General features: G+C 65.0%; 20 protein-coding genes. 9 read left to right on the forward strand and 11 right to left on the reverse strand.

Annotation, left to right across the window (positions count from 1 at the left end):
* Complete coding sequence (locus ACSHT2_RS19350; RefSeq protein ID WP_440635830.1) at nucleotides 1–1,695, reverse strand: EAL domain-containing protein; 1,695 nt, start codon at nucleotides 1,693–1,695, stop codon at nucleotides 1–3.
* A gap of 220 nt (nucleotides 1,696–1,915) precedes the next feature.
* Here ACSHT2_RS19350 and ACSHT2_RS19355 point away from each other — a divergent pair, with 220 nt between their 5' ends.
* A complete protein-coding gene (locus ACSHT2_RS19355; protein ID WP_440635832.1) occupies nucleotides 1,916–2,176 on the forward strand; it encodes a hypothetical protein in 261 nt (86 codons plus the stop codon).
* A 99-nt stretch (nucleotides 2,177–2,275) separates the two neighbouring features.
* Here the strand turns inward: ACSHT2_RS19355 and ACSHT2_RS19360 are convergent, their stop codons facing one another.
* The 3 genes from ACSHT2_RS19360 to mtgA all read right to left on the reverse strand — a co-directional run bounded on the left by ACSHT2_RS19360 (nucleotide 2,276) and on the right by mtgA (nucleotide 4,095).
* Nucleotides 2,276–2,926 carry a hypothetical protein gene (locus tag ACSHT2_RS19360; RefSeq protein WP_440635834.1) on the reverse strand — a complete coding sequence of 217 codons (651 nt, stop codon included), beginning with the start codon at nucleotides 2,924–2,926 and terminating at the stop codon, nucleotides 2,276–2,278.
* A gap of 142 nt (nucleotides 2,927–3,068) precedes the next feature.
* Nucleotides 3,069–3,251 carry a 50S ribosomal protein L32 gene (gene rpmF / locus ACSHT2_RS19365; RefSeq protein ID WP_007598106.1) on the reverse strand — a complete coding sequence of 61 codons (183 nt, stop codon included), beginning with the start codon at nucleotides 3,249–3,251 and terminating at the stop codon, nucleotides 3,069–3,071.
* Between the two features lie 169 nt (nucleotides 3,252–3,420).
* Nucleotides 3,421–4,095, reverse strand: coding sequence for a monofunctional biosynthetic peptidoglycan transglycosylase (mtgA, locus tag ACSHT2_RS19370; RefSeq protein WP_440635835.1), 675 nt, complete (start codon nucleotides 4,093–4,095; stop codon nucleotides 3,421–3,423).
* 161 nt (nucleotides 4,096–4,256) lie between these two features.
* Between mtgA and ACSHT2_RS19375 the strand changes: the two genes are divergently transcribed.
* Both ACSHT2_RS19375 and ACSHT2_RS19380 read left to right on the forward strand, forming a co-directional pair.
* Nucleotides 4,257–5,180 carry a polyprenyl synthetase family protein gene (locus ACSHT2_RS19375; protein ID WP_440635837.1) on the forward strand — a complete coding sequence of 308 codons (924 nt, stop codon included), beginning with the start codon at nucleotides 4,257–4,259 and terminating at the stop codon, nucleotides 5,178–5,180.
* Between the two features lie 9 nt (nucleotides 5,181–5,189).
* Entirely contained in the window at nucleotides 5,190–5,882 is a 693-nt protein-coding gene (locus ACSHT2_RS19380; RefSeq protein ID WP_319326933.1) for a DUF1345 domain-containing protein, read from the forward strand.
* Between the two features lie 42 nt (nucleotides 5,883–5,924).
* Here ACSHT2_RS19380 and ACSHT2_RS19385 read toward each other — a convergent pair whose 3' ends face one another.
* Both ACSHT2_RS19385 and ACSHT2_RS19390 read right to left on the reverse strand, forming a co-directional pair.
* Nucleotides 5,925–7,742, reverse strand: coding sequence for a caspase family protein (locus ACSHT2_RS19385; RefSeq protein WP_440635839.1), 1,818 nt, complete (start codon nucleotides 7,740–7,742; stop codon nucleotides 5,925–5,927).
* Nucleotides 7,743–7,919: 177 nt separating this feature from the next.
* Nucleotides 7,920–8,348 (reverse strand): GFA family protein, encoded by a 429-nt coding sequence (locus ACSHT2_RS19390; protein ID WP_440635841.1) that lies wholly within the window; start codon nucleotides 8,346–8,348, stop codon nucleotides 7,920–7,922.
* Nucleotides 8,349–8,440: 92 nt separating this feature from the next.
* Here ACSHT2_RS19390 and ACSHT2_RS19395 point away from each other — a divergent pair, with 92 nt between their 5' ends.
* The 3 genes from ACSHT2_RS19395 to ACSHT2_RS19405 all read left to right on the forward strand — a co-directional run bounded on the left by ACSHT2_RS19395 (nucleotide 8,441) and on the right by ACSHT2_RS19405 (nucleotide 11,509).
* Nucleotides 8,441–8,815 (forward strand): nuclear transport factor 2 family protein, encoded by a 375-nt coding sequence (locus tag ACSHT2_RS19395; protein ID WP_061879813.1) that lies wholly within the window; start codon nucleotides 8,441–8,443, stop codon nucleotides 8,813–8,815.
* A 179-nt stretch (nucleotides 8,816–8,994) separates the two neighbouring features.
* Nucleotides 8,995–9,852 carry a class A beta-lactamase gene (gene bla, locus ACSHT2_RS19400; protein WP_440635843.1) on the forward strand — a complete coding sequence of 286 codons (858 nt, stop codon included), beginning with the start codon at nucleotides 8,995–8,997 and terminating at the stop codon, nucleotides 9,850–9,852.
* Nucleotides 9,853–9,901: 49 nt separating this feature from the next.
* The gene (locus ACSHT2_RS19405; protein ID WP_440635845.1) at nucleotides 9,902–11,509 is read left to right on the forward strand and encodes a Na+/H+ antiporter; all 1,608 of its coding nucleotides are present in this window, start codon (nucleotides 9,902–9,904) and stop codon (nucleotides 11,507–11,509) included.
* 35 nt (nucleotides 11,510–11,544) lie between these two features.
* Here the strand turns inward: ACSHT2_RS19405 and ACSHT2_RS19410 are convergent, their stop codons facing one another.
* From ACSHT2_RS19410 to ACSHT2_RS19430, 5 genes are all read right to left on the reverse strand, one after another.
* Nucleotides 11,545–12,357, reverse strand: coding sequence for an N-acetylmuramoyl-L-alanine amidase (locus ACSHT2_RS19410; protein ID WP_440635847.1), 813 nt, complete (start codon nucleotides 12,355–12,357; stop codon nucleotides 11,545–11,547).
* 246 nt (nucleotides 12,358–12,603) lie between these two features.
* Entirely contained in the window at nucleotides 12,604–13,500 is an 897-nt protein-coding gene (locus ACSHT2_RS19415) for a TauD/TfdA dioxygenase family protein (RefSeq protein ID WP_440635849.1), read from the reverse strand.
* A gap of 230 nt (nucleotides 13,501–13,730) precedes the next feature.
* On the reverse strand, nucleotides 13,731–15,014 hold the full coding sequence (ispG, locus tag ACSHT2_RS19420) for a flavodoxin-dependent (E)-4-hydroxy-3-methylbut-2-enyl-diphosphate synthase (protein ID WP_440635850.1): 1,284 nt from the start codon (nucleotides 15,012–15,014) through the stop codon (nucleotides 13,731–13,733).
* Nucleotides 15,015–15,026: 12 nt separating this feature from the next.
* Nucleotides 15,027–15,980, reverse strand: coding sequence for a DMT family transporter (locus ACSHT2_RS19425; protein WP_440642878.1), 954 nt, complete (start codon nucleotides 15,978–15,980; stop codon nucleotides 15,027–15,029).
* A gap of 35 nt (nucleotides 15,981–16,015) precedes the next feature.
* A complete protein-coding gene (locus tag ACSHT2_RS19430) occupies nucleotides 16,016–16,510 on the reverse strand; it encodes a Fur family transcriptional regulator (RefSeq protein WP_440635851.1) in 495 nt (164 codons plus the stop codon).
* 157 nt (nucleotides 16,511–16,667) lie between these two features.
* Here ACSHT2_RS19430 and ACSHT2_RS19435 point away from each other — a divergent pair, with 157 nt between their 5' ends.
* The 3 genes from ACSHT2_RS19435 to ACSHT2_RS19445 are packed head-to-tail and all read left to right on the forward strand — an operon-like array spanning nucleotide 16,668 to nucleotide 19,895.
* Complete coding sequence (locus ACSHT2_RS19435; protein ID WP_271528024.1) at nucleotides 16,668–17,150, forward strand: MarR family winged helix-turn-helix transcriptional regulator; 483 nt, start codon at nucleotides 16,668–16,670, stop codon at nucleotides 17,148–17,150.
* A complete protein-coding gene (locus ACSHT2_RS19440) occupies nucleotides 17,143–18,312 on the forward strand; it encodes an HlyD family secretion protein (RefSeq protein WP_440635854.1) in 1,170 nt (389 codons plus the stop codon). The genes ACSHT2_RS19435 and ACSHT2_RS19440 overlap by 8 nt, the downstream gene beginning before the upstream one ends.
* A gap of 26 nt (nucleotides 18,313–18,338) precedes the next feature.
* Nucleotides 18,339–19,895 (forward strand): MDR family MFS transporter, encoded by a 1,557-nt coding sequence (locus tag ACSHT2_RS19445; RefSeq protein ID WP_440635856.1) that lies wholly within the window; start codon nucleotides 18,339–18,341, stop codon nucleotides 19,893–19,895.
* Nucleotides 19,896–19,911 lie beyond the last annotated feature (16 nt).

Consider the following 19,911-nt stretch of genomic DNA (forward strand, 5'->3'; position numbering starts at 1 on the left):
TCAGCTTGCCGCAGGCAGGGCGCTGCCCGGCGGCGTACCCCATGGCCTCTCGGCTGACGCGAGGCCGATCAGGCGGCCCTGGATGTAGTCGCAGCCCCACTCACGCAGCATGCTTGCGGCTTCCTCGTCCTGCACCCATTCGGCGACGGTCTTGATGTCGAGGCGGCGGGCGAGGTCGATCAGGGTCTGCACGAAGGCGCGATCGTCGGCGGAGCGGGTGATGTTCTGCACGAAGGCGCCGTCGATCTTCACGATATCCACGCCGAGCTTGCGCAAGTTTCGGAACGAAGTGTAGCCGGCACCGAAATCGTCGATGGCGATGCGGCTGCCGAAATTCTTCAGCCGCGTGACGAAACCGCGGACGTCGTCGATGTCCTGGATCGCCACCGTCTCTGTGATCTCTACGATCAGCCGCTCGGCAACACCGGGATGAGCCAGCATCAGCGATTCGATCCCTGCCCACCAGTCGGGATCCATCGTCGTATCAGGCGAGATGTTGAGGCTGAGACAGATGCCGGGCGCAGCGGCGAGCTCGGCGACCACGAGCTCGAGCACGCGGTGGTCGACCAGGCGGATCAGACCGAGCCGTTCAGCGACCGGAACGATGTCGGGCGCGAGCAGCACCTGGCCGTCGCCCTGGTCCATCCGCACTAGGCATTCGTGGAATGCGCGTTCGCGCGAGCTGGCCGCGACCACCGGCTCATAGGCGAGCTTGATGCGGCGCTCGTTCAGCGCAGTGACGATCTCGTCGGTCACGCGGATGTTGACCCGGCGCTGCGCGTCGCGCGCGGCATCCGGACGCCACGCGGCGAACGAGCCGGCGCGGCGGCGCTTGGCGGCGTCCAGCGTTTCATGGGCGCGGTTGACCGCCTCATCGGTGTTGCGGGCATAGCGCGGCAGGCTGACCGCGCCGATCGACGCGGTGACCGAGACCGGGCCGGATTTCGTCGGCACCACCTCGTCGCGGATGCCGGTGAGAAAGCGCTCTGCGGCGACGTTCATGTCGTCGACGGTACAGTTCTTCAGGATCAGGCCGAACTTGTTGCCGGAGAAGCGCCCGAGCACGTCGCCGCCGCGCAGGCGGGTGCGGATGCGCTTGGCGACATCGAGGATCACGGCGTCGGCAACGTCGAAGCCGAAGGCGTCGTTGACGCGGGCGAGATGGTCGATGCCGACCAGCATGAAGGCCGCGGTCGAGCGGAAGCGGCTCGTCTCCTCGATCGCCTCGGCCAGCGCCGCCAGCAGATGGGAGCGGTTGAGCTCGCCGGTCAGTGGATCGAGCCGGGCCAGCTTGGCCAATTCCTCGTCGCGGGCGTGGCGCTCGTTGTTGATGCGGACGGAGCCGATCGCGCGTGTGGGGCGGCCATCGGGGCCCGCGAACCAGCGGCCGGTCTCCTCGACCCAGATCACGGGATCGGAGGCGCTCATGCGCACGCCGTACTCGACCCGGTAGGGGGTACCGTCGGCGCCGTGCACGGCGGAGGTCTGCGCCAGGGCTGCGGTCCGCAGCGTTTGCGCGGGCTCGATCAGCTTGGCGAATTCGGCGCCGGTCGCGAGCCGCTCGGCCGGGATGCCGGGAAAGATGCCGGCAACCTGCTCACCCCAGACGATGGCATCGCTGGCGATGTCCCAGGCGAACACGGCCTGGCCGAGCGCGGCCAGGATGTCGGAGGCTTGCGGCAGTGTGGGGGTCAAGATCGCCTCGTTCTGGGACAGTGGAGAAGTCCTGAGCCGGCACAGGATAGAGCCAGATTCGCCCCCGACCCTAGGCAAAGTTGATAAACAATTTGGAAACCACGTTTCGCTGGCGCGGGGAACCAAACCGGCGCGGGCGGCATAGGCCTTGCGAGTACAGGCTCGCACCGGCGCTGGCGTCCCTAAACGCGACACTCTCGCCGGATCAACGGTGATTGCGATGTTGAGTACTGATCGATCGGACGCGGCGGACAACGGCATGGGCACGGCCCTGGTGCCGATGATGCCGACGTTGCAGTGGGTTCACAAGGCGCCGCTGCCGCGCCCCGATCCGAGCTTCGTCACCCAGCTCATCGCCAATGCCGAACATCTGTCCCAGACCAGCCGGCTCCGCCGCGCCTCTTCCGAAGATGCGCGGACGGCCTATGGCAGCAAGCGGCCATTGGGAAGCGTCAGCGCCCGGACGCGGCAGGTGGCGTAGCCCAGCCAAAATGGCAATTGTTGCCTCACGCTCCCTGCACCTCTCCCGTCTTGCGGGAGAGGGAGCACACCGCCAGAGCGGCAACAGGGGAATGCTCGGTCAGCGCGGCGGCGTATCGGGTGGCGACGGCGTGCCGTTGCCCGGCTGAAGATGCGGCGAGGGGATTTCCGGCGAGGGTGAGCCCTGCGCCGGCTTTGGCGCGGGATGATCCATCAGCACGGATTCGGCAACGGATTGCGCCGAGGGTGCGGGCGGCACCGCCGGCGCCGGCTGCGCAATCACCGGCTCGAACTTTGAGGCGGCCTCCGCATCATCCGCCGGCGCTTCGGCCGTGCGCTTGGCCTTGCGCGGCGCCGGCACCGTCGTCTCGGCGACATAGGTGACGCGACGACGCGTGCGCTGGGCAATGCCGCCGAGGAAGTCGGCCATCGCCAGCAGCACCAGCAGGAAATAGGTGGAGTTGCCGAATTTGGGCCACATCACGAATTCGGCGGCGGCCGCGCCGAAGACGATCAGCGACAGCAAATGATCCATCAGGAATTTCGAGCCCGGTCGCGCGCCCTTGACCACTTCGAGCAGCAGCAGCACCACGCCCAGTGCGAGCAGGAGATCGGCGAGCGTGACCGGCCAGCTCTCGCCGGTGATCATGGGCACATTGAACAGCACGTCCGAGAAGGACACGCCGGGCATCAGGAAGACGATGATGTTGTAGACCGCGAGCGGAATCAGAAGCAGCGGGAAACCGACCATCGGCGAGATGCCTTCTCGATCAAGATATCCGGACAGAACAATGCAGCGGCGAAGCATTTGCTCCGCCGCCGTCACCGTCTAACTCATGGTTTGGCCGAAATCACGCGGGTTCAATCATCCCGCCTGAGGAAAGGTCCTGCCTTCAGGACTCTTTCTTCTTCAGGACCTGACGGCCCTTGTACATGCCGGTCTTGAGGTCGAGATGGTGCGGACGACGGAGCTCACCGGAGTCCTTGTCTTCCACATAGGTCGGCTTCTTGATGGCGTCAGCCGAGCGGCGCATGCCACGGCGCGACGGCGAGGTTTTTCTTCTCGGAACGGCCATTTCAATATCCTCTAGGGATTGGTGACATCAGGGCATCGTCCGCGAAGGGACGGCTCAGCACCCGCAATACGAGGCGAGCTGAATGCCGATCAAGGCCGCGCTTATAGAGGAAGGCTGGCCGTAAAGCTAGGCTCTTGGGCCGGAAAATGCGCCCGGAACGGGCCAAAAATCAGCGATTTTCACGCCAGCAGGTCGCAAGCGAGCTCGCCTGCCCCCGCGCCACGTAGGTTGCTGCCAGCCGCCGGACGCCCCGCCCGGGGGTCCTGGCGCTGCGTTTGACCGGATTCGGCAGGATCGAGGCCAGAAGGGCCGCCTCCCGCGGGGAGAGGCTGGCGGCCGATTTGCCAAAGGCATAGGCGCTGCCCGCCTCGACGCCAAACTGGCCCTGCGGACCGAACTCGGCGATGTTGAGGTAAATCTCCAGGATCCGCGGCTTGGGCAGGACGAGGTCGATCCAGAGTGCCAGCGGGAATTCCAGCGCCTTGCGAACGAAATCCCGCCCCTGCCAAAGGAACAGGTTTTTCGCCACCTGCTGGGTGATCGTGGAGGCGCCCCGGAACGGCGTACCATCCTCCTGCGCATCGTCGATCGCCTCGCGCAACGCGCCCCAATCGATGCCGTGATGCTTGCAGAAATGGGCATCCTCGGCCGCCACCACCGCGCGCGGCAGATAGGGCGCCATATCAGCCAGATCGATCCACTCCCGCTGCATCGGCGCGCCCCGGAGCGAACGCCAGGCCATCAGCGTCGAAACGGGATGGCCGGCGCGATAGAACGGCGCGATCGCATAGGGCGCGAGAGCCACGAGCATGAGCGCTGCCAGCAGGATTTTGACGATGCGCAAATCGACCTTTCCGGCGCAAAATGAAACGCGGCCATGGGCTGGAGCATTAAGTCTGTGATAATTCGGGCCTTTTCCAGCACTTTTTAGGCCTTCCAAACGATTGACTGAGGCGGGCGCATAAAGGATTGTCCCGCCGAATTTTAGTTCTGGAGCCCTCCTTGATGACCGGCACGTCCCCGTCCGATTTCGCCAAACGTCTGGACAAGACCGCTGATGACACTGAGGCCCTGCTCGCGCGCCTGCTGTCGGACGACATCCTGCACGACGAGATCGCCCGGCCCAAGCGACTGATGGACGCAATGCGCTATTCGAGCCTGAATGGCGGCAAGCGGCTGCGGCCGTTCCTCGTGGTCGAGAGCGCCGCCGTGTTCGGCGTGCCGCGCGAGGCGGCCCTGCTCGCCGGCGCGGCGCTCGAATGCATCCACTGCTATTCGCTGATCCACGACGACCTGCCGGCGATGGACAATTCGGACCTGCGCCGCGGCCGCCCCACCCTGCACAAGAAGACCGACGACGCGACCGCGATCCTCGCCGGCGACGGTCTGCTTACGCTCGCCTTCGACATCATCACCCGCGACGAGATCCATCGCGACGCCAATGTGCGGCTGCTGCTGACGCGCGCTTTGGCGCGCTGCGCCGGCATCGGCGGCATGGTCGGCGGACAGATCCTCGACCTCGCCGGCGAAGGCCGTTTTGGCGGCAACGAGCCGATCGATGTCGCTCGTATTCAGCAGATGAAGACCGGCGCGCTGCTGCGCTACGGCTGCATCGCCGGCGCGATCCTCGGCCAGGCGTCGCAGAAGGAATATCACGCGCTCGACGATTACGGCCGCGCGCTGGGCGAAGCATTCCAGATCGCCGACGATCTGCTCGACGTCGAAGGCGATGCCGCCGCGCTGGGCAAGCCCGCGGGCCAGGACGCCGCGCTCGGCAAGACCACCTTCGTCACCCAGCTCGGGATCGAAGGCGCCAAGCAACGCGTGCGCGACCTGCTCGCGCGGGCCGACGGCGCTGTCTCGATCTTCGGCGACCGCGCTGCCGTATTGCAGGCCGCGGCGCGCTTCGTCGCCGAACGGAAAAACTGACGCGCGCCGATGGCGGCCCGCGGCAAAGAGGATCCCGCTCTTGTCCGCTTCCGCCAGATGTCGCGGCCGATGCGGCTGCTCTATGCTCGGCCGCGGACGTTCATTGCGCTCGCGGTCGGCATCCTCGTCTGCCTGCTTCTGCCGGGCACGCCCCGGCTGGTGACGCGGCTCTTGCTCGGATGGGACGCGCTGATCGCGGTCTATCTCGTGCTGGTCTATGCGATGATGCTCTGCAACGACCACCAGCACATCCGGCGCGCCGCCGCGATGCAGGACGACGGCCGATTCGTGATCCTGCTCGTCACAGCGACCGGCGCCTTCGCCAGCATCGCGGCGATCGTCTCCGAGCTCGGCACGCCGCATCGCGGCGGCCTGGAGCTGACGATCGCGATCATCACCATCGTACTGTCATGGGCTGCGGTGCACACGACCTTCGCGCTGCATTACGCGCATGATTACTATCGCAGCGGAACGGCAGGTGGCCTTCAGTTTCCGAGCGGCGACAAGGAAGACCACGCCGACTATTGGGATTTCGTCTATTTCTCGTTCGTGATCGGCATGACTGCGCAGGTCTCCGACGTCGGCATCACCGACAAGACCATTCGCCGCACCGCAACGGCGCACGGCATCGTGTCCTTTATCTACAACACGGCGTTGCTGGCGCTGACGGTGAACATCGCGGCGAGCGCGATCTCGAAATAATCCGTCGTCCCGGCCTTCGCTGCGAAGCCCCAGAAAGCAGGGTCAGTAACACACCTCGGCATTGGCGTCGTTGCCGGGGCCGCCGCCGCCGCGATATTCGAGACGGCAACCGCGATGGACCGGACGACAACCGGTGTTGTTGCAGTAGACCTGCCCGCCACTCGAACGCCGGCCGGCACCAGCGGCAGCAGCAATGCCGGCAGCGGCACCATAGCCGCCCGCCGCCCCAACAGCCGCGCCGCCAGACTGACGACGCTGCCGTGCGGGACGCTCGTCGCCGTCGTCGCGCTTCGCGGTCGCAGGCTTGGCCGGCTTGACGGCACGCTGCTTCTCGCATTCATTGTCGTCGTTGATCGCATAACCATCACGGCAGACGATCCTGCTGCATTTGTCGCCATCGACCTTGAAGCCGTGCTCACAGACCAGCGGACAGACCCGCGACGGCTTTGACTTGACCGCATCGAGCGCGTCGGTGCTGGCCACCTTCACGTCGAGCTTGGTGCCGGCATAGCGGTTGAACTGCGACAGCGATCGCTGCGAGGACGTATTCCAATTGCCGTCGGCCTGCCCCGAGAAACAGCCGACGCGGCCGAGCTCGGTCTGCACCGAACGGTTGAGATCGGCCGGCGCGGTCGCCGGGGTCAGGGAGGCAACGTTGGTGCCGGCATCGCTTGTCGTGCTGGCCGGCGCGGTGCTCGGAGCCGTGGCAGCGAGATTGACGCGCTGCTGCTCGGCGGCGGCCGCCTGCTGCTGCGCCTGCTCCTTGGCCTTCTGGGCAGCGAGCTGCGCCTGCTCGGCGGCCTTCGCATCGGCCGCAGCCCTGGCCTGCGCGGCCTTCTGCGCGCCGACAGCGGCAAGTCGATCGCGTTCGGCCTCGGCCTGCTTCGCCTTCGCGATGGCAGCCGCATGGGCCTGCTCGGCGCCGATTTTCTCAAGCTGGAGCTTGGCGAGGCTCGCATAGAAGCCGTCGGGATGCTGGGCGAGGAAGGCTTCCCACGCCGGCCTGTTGCCGACCTGGAGCGCGAGCTCATAGTCGCGGCGGATATCAGCCTGGGGATTCGCCGTGGGCGCGACGGCCGCCACCTTGACCGGAACCAGCGGCACGTCCTCGCCGCCGAGCGAACCGTAGACGAACGGCTCCTGCTTGTTGCCGGTCGATTTGAGTACCTCGTCACGCACGAAGCCGAAGGCGCGGCGGACGTCGAGGCCCGGCGTCGTCAAATGCTTCGACAGCGCAACCGTAAACGGGCTGTTGGCGCCGTCGCCGTCCTGCGCCGTGAAGCCGGCCTTGGCCGAATAGGCGATCAGCGTGTTGGGGCTGGACGGCTCGACCTGGGCCAGGCCCCGGCCGATATTGCGCGAGGCCACCGTGCGCTTCATCCTCCTGCCGAACGGATTGTCGCGGCAGGCATCGAGGATCACCAGGCGAAGCTGCTTTGCTGGCTCGACCGCGACCAGGACACGGTCGAGCGAGAGCGCCTCGTCGTAGACATCGGTGTCGCGCTCGAGCTTGGCGTCGACGGGAATCAGATAATTCGAGCCCTCGACCTCGATGCCGTGGCCGGCATAGTAGACCACGGCGATATCGGCATCCCGGGTCGCGTCGGCGAAGTCGCGCAGCACGCGCCGCGTATCCAGCGCCGACAGATCGTGCCGGGACTCGACGACATCGAAGCCCGCCTCTTTCAACGTCTTCGCCATCACCGCCCCGTCATTGACGGGATTGGCGAGCGAGGGCGCATGCTGATAGGCCGAATTGGCGAGCACCAGCGCGGCGCGCTTTCCGGCAAGAGCGGGCCCGGCGGCGAACAGCAGGCCGAGGGCGACCAAAAGCGGACAAAGTCTGAGCAAGCTGCGCATGACACGACTTCCGATGGTTCCGGGCCGCTTGGGCCCTTTGGGACCGGTTTAGCAACATCCACCGCCGGCACTTGTGATGGAGGTCACGAAGGGGACGCGGCCGACGGCCGAAAGTCCCCTTTTATTTGTCGCGCCAGCCCGGTCGCGGTTCGCCGACGGCCGCGTGGTCCGGTTCCCTCAGACACCCCCGATGTGCCCCCGATATTGCGGCAGATTGTCCGTAATCTCGTGCCAGGGCGCCTTCGAGCCGACGAAAATATGGGCGCTCGGCCGAATCGTGGGGACGTCGACCAGGGTTCCCATGGCGACATGGACCCATTGTCCTTCACGCACCCGGGAATAGAGCAACGAGCCGCAGCGGGCGCAATGCACATCATGGGTGGTGTCGTCGCCGAAAAACATCCGCTGATCCTCGCCCTGGACGATGCGGAGCTTGTCTTGCGCGATGCCGGCGAACGGCTTGAAGGCGGCTCCGGTGGTGCGACGGCAGTTCGAGCAGTGGCAGTTCATCGCATAGGAGAACGCATCCGCCACCTCATAGCGCACAGCGCGGCAACAGCATTCGCCGGTGAGGATGCGAGCGTTCGAATTGTCTGATCCGGTCATGACGATGCCTTCGCGCAAACGACTCACAGACCCATAGCGCATTTGGACGTGTACGACTAAGTTCGCCCCGCCATCACGCAAAGGAATGACTCATGAACCAGGACCGATCGAGCGTCGAAGCTGTCGTGCAATCCTATTTTGACGGACTCTATGAGGGCGACGCCGAAAAACTCGGCGCCATCTTCCATCCCTCCGCCGATCTGCGCTGGGTCGAGAAGGGCGAGCTCCAGGTTCTGACCGTACCCGACTGGCTCGATCGCGTCCGCAAGCGCGCCTCAGCCAAAGCCGAGGGCAAGCCGCGCGAGGATTTCGTCGTCACCATCGACCGTTCCGACGACAAGACCGCCTTCATCAAGGTGCGCTGCCAGCTGCCGCCGCGCTATTTCACCGACTATCTGGTGGCGATGAAGCTCGCCGACGGCTGGCAGATCGTGTCGAAATCGTACAGGTACGACCTGCGGGAGTGAGTCCTCCCGATCCTCCGCTGCCTGAAATCTGTCGCACTCGTTCGCCATTCGTCGTTGCGAGCGAAGCGAAGAATCTCGCCGCGGAGGCAGACTGGATTGCTTTGCTCCGCTCGCAATGACGGTGCGGATAAAGCGTCCGCTACATCCCTCGCCCGTCTGACCCACGCCAAAGGTCTCCCATGCTTCTCGATCGCCGCTCCCTGCTCGCCTCCCTGTGTTGGATCGCCGCTTCTCCCGCGCTTGCCGCGGAGGCGCCGGCCGAGCTCGAAGCCTATGAGCGCGACAGTGGCGGGCGCATCGGGCTCTATGCGGAGAATCTAGCGACCGGCAAGAAACTTGCCTGGCGCGCCGACGAGCGGTTCGTCATGTGCTCGACATTCAAGGCTTCGCTTGCCGCCTGCGTGCTGGCGCGGGTCGATCGCGGTGAGGAGCAGCTCGCGGCCATGATCCCTTACGGCCAGGCCGACCTCCTGGAGTATGCGCCGGTTGCCAGGCAAAATCTCGCGGCCGGCAAGATGTCCGTCGGCGCGATGTGCAAGGCGATCGTCGAGCTCAGCGACAACACCTGCGCCAATCTGCTGCTGGCGCGGATCGGCGGGCCCGCCGCGCTGACCGCATTCTGGCGGTCGCTCGGTGACACCACCTCGCGGCTCGACCACAACGAGCCAGAGCTCAACCGCTCACCGCCCGGCGATCCGCGGGACACCACGACGCCGGCGGCAATGGCGGGCAATCTGCGGCGGCTGGTGCTGGGCGAAGCCTTGTCGGCGCAATCGCGCCTCCAGCTCACCGACTGGATGGTGAATTGCAAGACCGGTGCGAACCGGCTGCGTGGTGGCCTGCCGGCAGGCTGGAAGATCGGCGACAAGACCGGCAATAACGGGAAGGACGCATCGGGCGATATCGCAGTCGTCTGGCCGAAACCGGATACGCCGATCCTGATCGTGGCCTATACCCAGGGCGGCACGCCGAATGCGGCGCAGATCGCGGCTTTGTTCGCGCAGATTGGACGGATGGTAGCCGGCCAGCTGGCGTGAGCAGCGCCGCATTGACCTTGCGCGCGCTTCCGGGTCAAGACAGGCCATCATGGAAGCGAAATTTCAGACCTTTCTGATCCTGCTTGCCGTTCTGGCGGGCGTGGCGCTGGCCGCGCGCCGCTTCAACGTCGCCCCGGCCATTCTGCTGATGCTGGCCGGTGTCGGCCTGGCCTTCGTGCCGGGCATGCCGCCGGTCGAGCTGCCGCCGGAGCTGATCCTCTTGATGGTGCTGCCGCCGCTGATCTACTCGGCGAGCGTCGCGATGAGCTGGCGCGAGTTCAGGAACAATTTGCGCCCGATCGTGCTGCTCGCGGTCGGCGCGGTGATCTTCACCGCGGCAACGGTGGCAGCCGCCACGCACTACATGATCGGCCTGCCCTGGACCGTCGCCTTCCTGCTGGGGGCCATCGTTGCGCCGCCCGACGTGGTGGCGCCGCTCGCGATCGCGCGCCGGCTCAACATGCCGCGCCGGCTCCTGGTCATCCTCGAGGGTGAAGGGCTCGCCAATGATGCCACCGCGCTGATCCTCTACCGCTTTGCGCTCGCCGCGATCATGGTCGGGAACTTTTCGCTGCCGCTCGCGGCCGGCGAGTTCCTCCTCATCGTCGCCAGCGAGATCACCTTCGGCATCGGCGTCGGCTGGCTCTCCTTGCGCTTCCGCAAATGGTCGGGGGATCCGCAGGTCGAGCTGACGTTGTCGCTGATCACACCCTACGTCTCCTACTGGCTGCCCGAACATGTCGGCGGCTCCGGCGTGATCGCGACCGTCGCCTGCGGCCTCTATGTGAGCTGGAACGGGCCGCTGCTGATCTCGTCGGCAACGCGCCTGCAAGGCATCTTCTTCTGGGATCTCGTGATCTACCTGATCGAGGGCATGCTGTTCCTGCTCACGGGCTTCCAGATGCGCGCGCTCTACGAGAAGTCGAAGGCGTTTCCACTCGACGACATCCTCATTGCTACCGCGGTGGTGCTGGTGATCGTCGTGCTCGCGCGCTTCGCCTGGCTCTATCCCGCGACCTATCTGCCGCGGATGCTCAGCAAGTCGCTGCGCAAGCGCGATCCGTCGCCGCCATGGCAATGGCCGTTCGTGCTCGCCTTCACCGGCGTGCGTGGCGCCGTGTCGCTGGCGGCCGCACTGGCTCTGCCGTTCGCGCTGCCTGACGGCGAGGCCTTTCCATATCGCGACCTGATCCTGTTCGTCGCCTTCGGTGTCATCTTCGTGACGCTGATCGGCGTCGGCCTGACGCTGCCGCCGGTCGTGCGCTGGCTCGGCGTCGCCGAGGCCGGCCGCCACGAGCATGCCGCGGAGCACGAAGCCGAGATCGCCGCCCGCCGCCAGGCGCTCGATGCCGCGCTGAAATCGCTCGATGCGCTGACCGCGCATAAGGAAGTATCCGAAGAAGTGATGCGGCTGCTGCGCGCACGACACGATATCCGCGTCAACCAGCTCCCGGACTCGCTCGATCCCAACCACCACGACGTCTCCGCCGCCGGCACCGCGCTGACCCGCGACCTGATCGCCGCCGAACGCAAATTCATCCACAACCTCCTGCGTGACGGCCAGATCACCGACGAGACGCGACGGCGGATCGAGCGGGACCTCGATCTGGAGGAGGCGAGCCTGGCGAACCGGGAGTATCGGGGCGCGCCGCTGTAGCTTCGCGTCGTCTTCGCCTGAAGCGGCCAGGCAAGCTACCGCTTGTCGCAAAACTCCCTCATTGCAGCCGCGACGGCTCCCGCGACGGCCTCGTGCCGCTCCGCCGAGTTCATCTCCATTTCCTCGTCGCGATTGATGATCGAGCCCGCCTCGAGCAGCACGGCGGCGCTCCTCGTCCGCGACAGCACAATGAGCCCGTCATAGCGATAGACGCCGACGTCCCTGTCGAGCAGCTGGCGCCGGTAGCGGCCCATCACCGGCAGGGTGTACTGGCTGGCATAGCGCAGGCCCTGCTCCTTCAACTGCCTGCCGATCATCCGGGCCAGCATCAGGCTGGTGGCGAAGTACGGATTCTGCTGCGACACGAACAGCGAGTGCCCCGAAAAACGGTCGCTGAAATAGCTCTTTGCGCCATCGAACTCCCAGGTCTCGAGCAGCTTGTCCGGCACCGAATCATGATGGACCGACAGGAACAGATCAGCCCGGCCTTCGTTCGCGGCACTGATGCGCTTGAACAGGCTCGGCCGTGCCTTGCCGTCCGTGACAAGCAGGCGGGTTTCGGCAAAACCTTCAGACTTGAGCTTCGCCGTGATGAGTTTTGCGAGAACGAAATTGAAGCCGAACTCCGGATCATTGCGCGCGCTCAGCGCACCGTATGAGTCCGGGGTGTGCCCGACATCCACGACGATCTTGAATTTCGGCATCTCGCATTTGGCCGGCGGCGACGGCTTCGGCCTAGGTCTTGTAATCTTTCGCGCGGCAGCAGCCTCGCCGGCATCGACAAGGGCGAGCGACGACAGCAGGATCGACGCGACCAGCCCGGCGATGATGCTGCGCGATTGCCCCAAGCTCTACTCCGCTGCCGCGACCCGCGGGACGACGACGAAGCCCGCGATTTGTTTTCGGGAAGATTGGCGCGGGAATTGGAGTGCGTCAACGCAAGATAACGCTCGTGTCCCGGCGCGGCATGACGCGACGCAGAGCCAGGACCCAGTTGCCGCAAGAATGAGCCCGGTTCTGCAGCGCAACGCTCAACTGGACAATGCTTCGCATCGCCAGGAAAGCGCCCCCGCTGCGTCCGGGGCACGAGAGGTTCAAACCGGCCGCTCTCCCTTCACCGTCACGCGCGTGCCCGAGCGCGTGTGCGGCCAGTAGTCCCACATCGCGCGGTGCTGGGTGCAGCGGTTGTCCCAGAAGGCGATGGCGTTCTCGGTCCAGCGGAAACGGCACTGGAACAGCGGGTTCTCGGCGTGCTGGTAGAGATAGGCCAGCATCGCATCGCTCTCGTCGCGCGGGATGCCGTTGATGTGGCGGGTGAAGCCGCGGTTGACGTAGAGCGCCTTCCTGCCGGTGACCGGATGCGTGCGTACGACGGGATGCTCGGCATGCGGATACGAGGGACGGTCGGCGACGCCGTAATTGGCGTAGAGTCCGCGATAGATCGGTTCGCCATCATGCAGCGCGGTGAGCCCATCGAGATAGGCCTTCATGCGGTCCGACAGCGCCTCATAGGCTGCATACATATTGGCGAACAGAGTGTCGCCGCCACGCGGCGGGCACTGCTTGATGTAGAGGATCGAGCCCATCGGCGGCTCGAGGTCGCAGGACACGTCGGAATGCCAGCCCTCGCCATTGGCGCGCGGCGAGTTCTTGTCGGCGTAGATCTTCATCAGCGCCGGGTCTTCGTCCTCGTGCGGGGCGGCGGGATGGACATGCAGATCGCCGAATTTGCGCCCGAACGCGAGCTGCTGCTGCGGCGTGATGTGCTGGTCGCGGAAGAAGATGACGAGGTTCTCGGCGAGAGCGCGGTGGATCTCGTCCATTTGCCGGTTGGAGCGGGTGTCGCCCTCGACGAGCGCACCAATGTCGACGCCGGAGATTTCCGCACCGATGATGGGGGTGAGCTTTTCGACCTGAAGCGTCTCGTAGGGCGCGCCGTCTTCAGCCGTGTGGCGGTAGCGCGGACCCTGCTTGCCGGCGAGTGAGCTCATGGCGTGTCTCCCGATCTTTGTTGATTGGGGACATCGTAGCGCGCGGTGGCAGATACGCAATCTGCGCTGCAAACACATTCGTCGTCCCGGACAAGCGCAGCGCAGATCCGGGATCTCAACCACAAGAAGAGATTTGGTAACTCCGAATCGTCGCCAAACCACTCCTTGTGGTTATGGGTCCCTACTTTCGCAGGGACGACAGCGGAGCATGGAGTGCTGGCGGAGTGAAATCACTCCGCCGCTGATACCGGCACCTTGGCGCCCTGGCCGTAGCGCTGGTCGATGTAGTCGATCACCAGCGCCTTGAAGTCGGCGGAGATGGTGGGGCCACGCAGCGTGCGGAACTTCTTGCCGTCGACGAAGACAGGCGCGGCCGGCGCTTCGCCGGTACCGGGCAAGGAGATGCCGATATTGGCATGCTTGGACTCGCCGGGGCCGTTGACGATGCAGCCCATCACCGCGACATTGAGCTCTTCCACGCCGGGATATTTCGTCTTCCAGTTTGGCATCTCGTCGCGGATGAAATCCTGGATCGAGCGCGCCAGCTCCTGGAACGTGGTCGAGGTGGTGCGGCCGCAGCCGGGGCAGGCCGCAACCAGCGGCACGAAGGTGCGGAAGCCCATGGTTTGCAGCAGCTCCTGGCCGACCTGCACCTCACGGGTGCGGTCGCCGCCAGGCTCCGGAGTCAGCGAGATACGGATGGTGTCGCCGATGCCCTGCTGCAGCAGGATGCCGAGCGCGGCCGAGGACGCCACGATGCCTTTCGAGCCCATGCCGGCCTCGGTGAGGCCGAGATGGATGGCGTAGTCGGAACGGGACGCGAGATCCTGATACACCGCGATCAGATCCTGCACCGCCGACACCTTGGCCGACAGGATGATGCGGTCCTTGGGCATGCCGAGCTCTTCGGCGCGCGCGGCCGACAAGAGGGCCGATTGCACCATGGCCTCGCGCGTCACCGCGCGCACGTCGCGCGGATTGGCAGACGCGGCGTTCTCGTCCATCAGCTTGGTCAAAAGCTCCTGGTCGAGCGAGCCCCAATTGGCACCGATGCGGACCGGCTTGTCGTTCTTGTTCGCGATCTCGATGATGTCGGCGAACTGGGTGTCGCGCTTGTCCTTGAAGCCGACATTGCCGGGATTGATGCGATATTTGGCCAGCGCCTCGGCGCAGGCCGGATAGGCCGCGAGCAGCTTGTGACCAATATAATGAAAGTCGCCGATCAAAGGCGTGGTGATGCCACGCTTGGCGAGGCCATCGCGGATGTGCGGAACGGCGGCTGCAGCCTCCTCGCGGTCCACGGTGATGCGGACCATTTCGGAGCCGGCGCGCGCAAGCGCTGCGACCTGGGCGATGGTACCGTCGATGTCGGCGGTGTCGGTGTTGGTCATCGACTGCACGACGATCGGCGCACCGCCACCCACGGCGACGTTGCCGACCTTAACCTGGGTGGTCCGGTGCCGGGGCGCCGGGCCCGCAATGTCTGAATCGAGAGGGTTTTCGAGCTTGTTCATGGGGTCCAAATATCAGGTTTTGGTGACGTTCAGCAATGCATCACGCGGCGCCGCAGCCGCTGAGCTGGGACGGTTAACCAGAAAAAGCCCAGCAATTACAAGGAGGGCGGCGGCTCCGAATGCCAAGCTTAGGGTGTCGTGCATGATGAAATAGCTACCCACCACGCCAAACAAAGGGGTGATGAAGGTAAAAGCCGACAATTTGCTGGCGGAATAGGCCTTCACCAACGCAAACCAAAGCGTGAACGTGGTTCCCACCACCCAGATCGCCTGGAATGCCATCAAGCCGAGCGAAAGCGGCGCCGGCATGTGCGTGATTGATTCGCCAAACAGCCAGGCCGCCATCCCCAGAATCGGGATCGAGGTGGCGACCTGATAGCCCAACGCCTTCTCGGGCGCGGCGAAGCGCAGCCGCGTGCCCTTGGCAACCAGCGTCGTCGCGGCCCACAGCGCGGCGCCGCCGACGATCATGAGATCGCCGAGGAGAACATGCGAATCGACATTGGGCTGCGGCACCCCGATCGCGAGAGCAACGCCGGCAAAGCTGATGGCCAATCCCAGCCATTGCGAGGCGCCAAGACGTTCGCCGAGCACCTGATAGGAGCCGAGCGCCACGAAGAACGGCGCCGTGTAGAGGAACACCACCGCACGCGACGCAGACGTGAAGCGCAGCCCCTGGAAGATCAGCACGAATTCGATACCGAACATCAGCCCGGCTATCAGGCCGGGCTTCCAGGTGCCGTCACGTTCGAAGAAATTGACGCCACGCAGGGTTCCGATGATGAACAGCACGGGCAGCGCGCCCATCGAGCGGATGGTGGCCTGGAGCATCGGCGGAATGTCCGGCAGCACCAGCTTCACCGCGATCTGGTTGAACCCCCACGTCAGGCACAGCATGAGCATGAGGGCGATGGCGCCGGCACTGAGAGGACGTGCGGCGGAGGGCACGATTTGAGCTGAGGACATTTCTTCCCGAATGCCGGCTTTGCGCCGTTGTTGCTTCAAGACATTTTCTGACAATGGGCGCAGACGCCGGTGATCTCCACCACGGACAGCTTTGGTGCGAAGCCTGAACTGCGCGCGGCGGCGTTGAGGTCCCCGGCAAAGGACGCCGACGGGATCTCACCGACCAGGCCGCAGCGCTCGCAGATCAGGAACGCCACCGCGGAGGTCACGTCGTGGTCGTGGGCGGCGCAGGCGAGATAGGCATTGCGGCTCTCGATGCGGTGCACGAGGCCGTTGGCCATCAGGAAATCGAGGGCACGATAGACCGTGATCGGTGCCGGCCGCGCCATCGACTTGGCGAGCTCGTCGATCACCTCATAGGCGCCGAGCGGGCGATGGCTGGAGAGCAGCGCCCCCAGCACCTGACGGCGAATTGGCGTGAATTTCTGCGCGCGCTGCTCGCAGACCGCCTCGGCATGCGCGAGCGCATCCGCGGTGCAGCGGCGGTGATCGTGATCGGGCGCGGGAAATACCGGGTTTGCGAGGGTCATGCGACCGACCTTTTAGCATTTCGGCTCGGGAACCCAAAGCACGACACTGCGAACGGCTGCCAGCCATGCCGGCATTGCGGGACAGCCACCCGATAATCCGCCAGGAAACAATCATAAGCTTGCTTATTATATCTCCTGCTTATTGGAGACAAAGCTCATGACCCGCGGGTCCGTCGACCAGAACTTCCTGTTTACGCTCTCCGAACTCTACCGCCTGCTGCGCGTCTATGCCGACAAGGAGGCGTCTCGGTTCGGCATAACACGCGCGCAATGGGCGGTGCTTGCCAAGGTGGAGCGCAGCGAGGGCATGAAGCAGTCGGAGCTTGCCGAACTCCTGGAGGTGCAGCCGATCACGCTAACCCGCCTGATCGACAAGCTCTGCGACAATGACTGGCTCGAACGGCGCAGCGACGCCTCGGACCGCCGCGTCAAGCGCCTCTACCTGAAGAAGGCCGGCCGGCAGCTGCTCGGCCGGATGAGCGGGCTCAGGTCCGAAATCACCGCCAACGCGCTCGACGGCATCAATCCGGCGGATGCCCACCGTCTCCTCACCCAGCTCGAAACCATCAAGGAAAACGTGCGGACCGCGAGCCAGGCCAGCGGTGCGGAACAAGCGCGCAAGGAGCAGCGCTATGGCTGATCAGGTCATCAAGTTCCAGCCTGAGCAGAAGAGCGATAGCGGCAAGCCGGCGAAGAAAGCCGGCACCGATCCGCGCCGGCGCCTGGTGGCGGGCTTGCGCCGCTATCGCCGTTTCCTGCTCCTGGTCGTGCTGCCTGTCGTCGCCGTCATCGGCGGCCTCACCTTCTATCTCAATGGCGGGCGCTATGTCGGCACCGACGACGCCTATGTCGGCGCGCAGAAGGTGCTGGTGACGCCCGACATCTCCGGCAAGATCCTGAAGGTGGTGGTGAAGGAAGGCCAGGTCGTCAAGCGGGGCGACGAGCTGTTCGAGATCGACCCGGTTCCGTTCCGCCTGGCGGTGGTGGAGGCCAAGGCGCAGCTCGCGCAGGCGCGCACGACCTACGACAACTTGGTCGCCAACATCAAGATCTACGGCGACATGCTCAATCTGGCCCAACAGGGCATTGATTTGAAGCAGCGCGACGTCGAGCGCAAGCAGGCGCTGGTGAAGAACAATTTCGGCTCGCAGCTCGATCTCGACAATGCGTCGAATGCCCTGGTCACCGCCGGGGCGCAGGCGCAATACATCAAGCAGCAGCTCTCGAACGCAAAGACCCAATTGCTCGGCAACCCTGACCTGCCGCTCGAGCAATTTCCGCCCTACGCTCAGGCGAAAGCCAAGCTGGACGACGCCCAGCGCAACCTCGATCACACCGTACTGCGCGCGCCGATGGACGGTGTGGCGACGCAGGTCGAGCAGATCCAGCTCGGCCGCTATGTCGCCGCCGGCACGCCGGTATTTTCCATCATCGACGTCGCCCATCCCTGGGTCGACGCCAATCCGAAGGAGAGCGACCTCACTTATGTGACCGAAGGACAGCCGGTGACGCTCGTCGTCGACGCGTTCCCGAACCACGTGTTCAAGGGCAAGATCGGCTCGCTCTCGCCCGGTACCGGCGCGCAATTCGCGATCCTGCCGCCGCAGAACGCCACCGGCAATTTCGTCAAAGTGGTGCAGCGCGTGCCGATCCGCATCTATTTCGACGAGACCGACAAGTATGTGCGGAAGCTGAAAGCCGGCATGAGCGTCTATGCCACCATCGACACCGGCCACAAGCGCTCGCTGGCCGGCTTGTTCGGCCTGTCGGCGACCGCAGGCCAGGACAACGACAAAGACTAAGAGAGACTGCGACAAGGACTGATCCGATGTCCGACGCCAATGCCAGCCTGATGGTGCCCGGCCTGCGCCGGAACATGGTGACGATCTGCGCCATGACCGCGACCATCATGCAGGCGCTGGACACCACCATCGCCAACGTCGCCCTGCCCTACATGCAGGGCACGCTGTCGGCCTCGCAGGATCAGATCAACTGGGTGCTGACCTCCTACATCGTCGCCGCAGCGATCATGACCGCGCCGGTGGGCTGGATCGCCAACCGCTTTGGCCGCAAGCGCATCTTCATCATCTGCTCGGCCGGCTTCACCATGGCGTCGGTGCTGTGCGGCCTCGCGCAGGACATCAACCAGATGGTGCTGTTCCGCCTGCTGCAAGGCGTGTTCGGCGCGGCCCTGGTGCCGCTGTCACAGTCGGTCATGCTCGATTATTACACGCTCCAGGAGCGCGCCAAGGCGATGTCGATCTGGGGCATGGGCGTGATGATGGGCCCGATCATGGGGCCGTCTCTGGGTGCCTGGCTCACCGAGACCTATTCCTGGCATTGGGTGTTCTTCGTCAATCTGCCGTTCGGCGCCATTACCGTGCTAGGCTTGATCGTCTTCATGGACGAAACCAGGAAGGACCTCAGCCTCAGATTCGACTGGTTCGGCTTCGCCGCGCTGGCGATCGCGATCGGCGCGCTTCAGCTCGCGCTCGACCGCGGCGAGCAATTGGGCTGGCTGGAATCCAATGAGATCCTGGCGGAGTTCATCGTCTCGGCCGCCGCGTTCTATTTCTTCCTCGCGCATTCGTTCACGACCTCGACCCCGTTCATCCGCTTCGCGCTGTTCCGGGATCGCAATTTCGTCACCGGCTGCGTGTTCATGATCGTGATGGGGCTCGTGCTGTTCTCGACCATGGCGCTGGCCTCGCCCTACATGCAGAACGTGATCGGCTATCCCATCATCACCGCCGGCTTGCTGCTGGCGAGCCGCGGCATCGGCACCTTCTTCGCCATGATGCTGGTCGGCCGCATGATGCGCTATTTCGAGGCGCGCACGCTGATCATCTCCGGCCTGACGCTGACCGCCGGCTCGCTGTTCCAGATGACCGGCTGGACCGACCTGACCCAGGTGCCGGAGATCGTCACCGTGAGCGTCATCCAGGGCTTCGGCTTCGGCCTCGTCTTCGTGCCGCTCTCGACCGTGGCGTTCCTGACGCTGTCGAACGAGCTGCGCACCGACGGCACCGCGATGCTGACCTTGATGCGCAACGTCGCGAGCTCGGTCGGCATTTCCGTCGTCATCGCCGAGCTGACGCAGGGCACGCGGCGGACCTATGCGATCCTCTCCGAGCACATCAATCCGTTCAACCAGGCACTTCAGATGCCCAGCGTCAGCGGGTTGATCAATCTGTCCACCGACCTCGGCCGCGCCATGGCCGACAGAATGGTCAGCGTGCAGGCGCAGATCATTGCCTTCGCGCACGACTACCAGCTGGTGATGGTCTTCATCCTCTGCACCATCCCGCTCGCTTTCCTGATCGGCTCAACCAAGGCCACGCTGCGCAAGCAGGCCGCGGGGCCGGAGCACGCGGTGATGGAGTAGGGTCGACTTCGCGCGA

Origin of the sequence: Bradyrhizobium sp. PUT101 (genome assembly GCF_052043945.1) — a bacterium.
Lineage (GTDB): Bacteria > Pseudomonadota > Alphaproteobacteria > Rhizobiales > Xanthobacteraceae > Bradyrhizobium.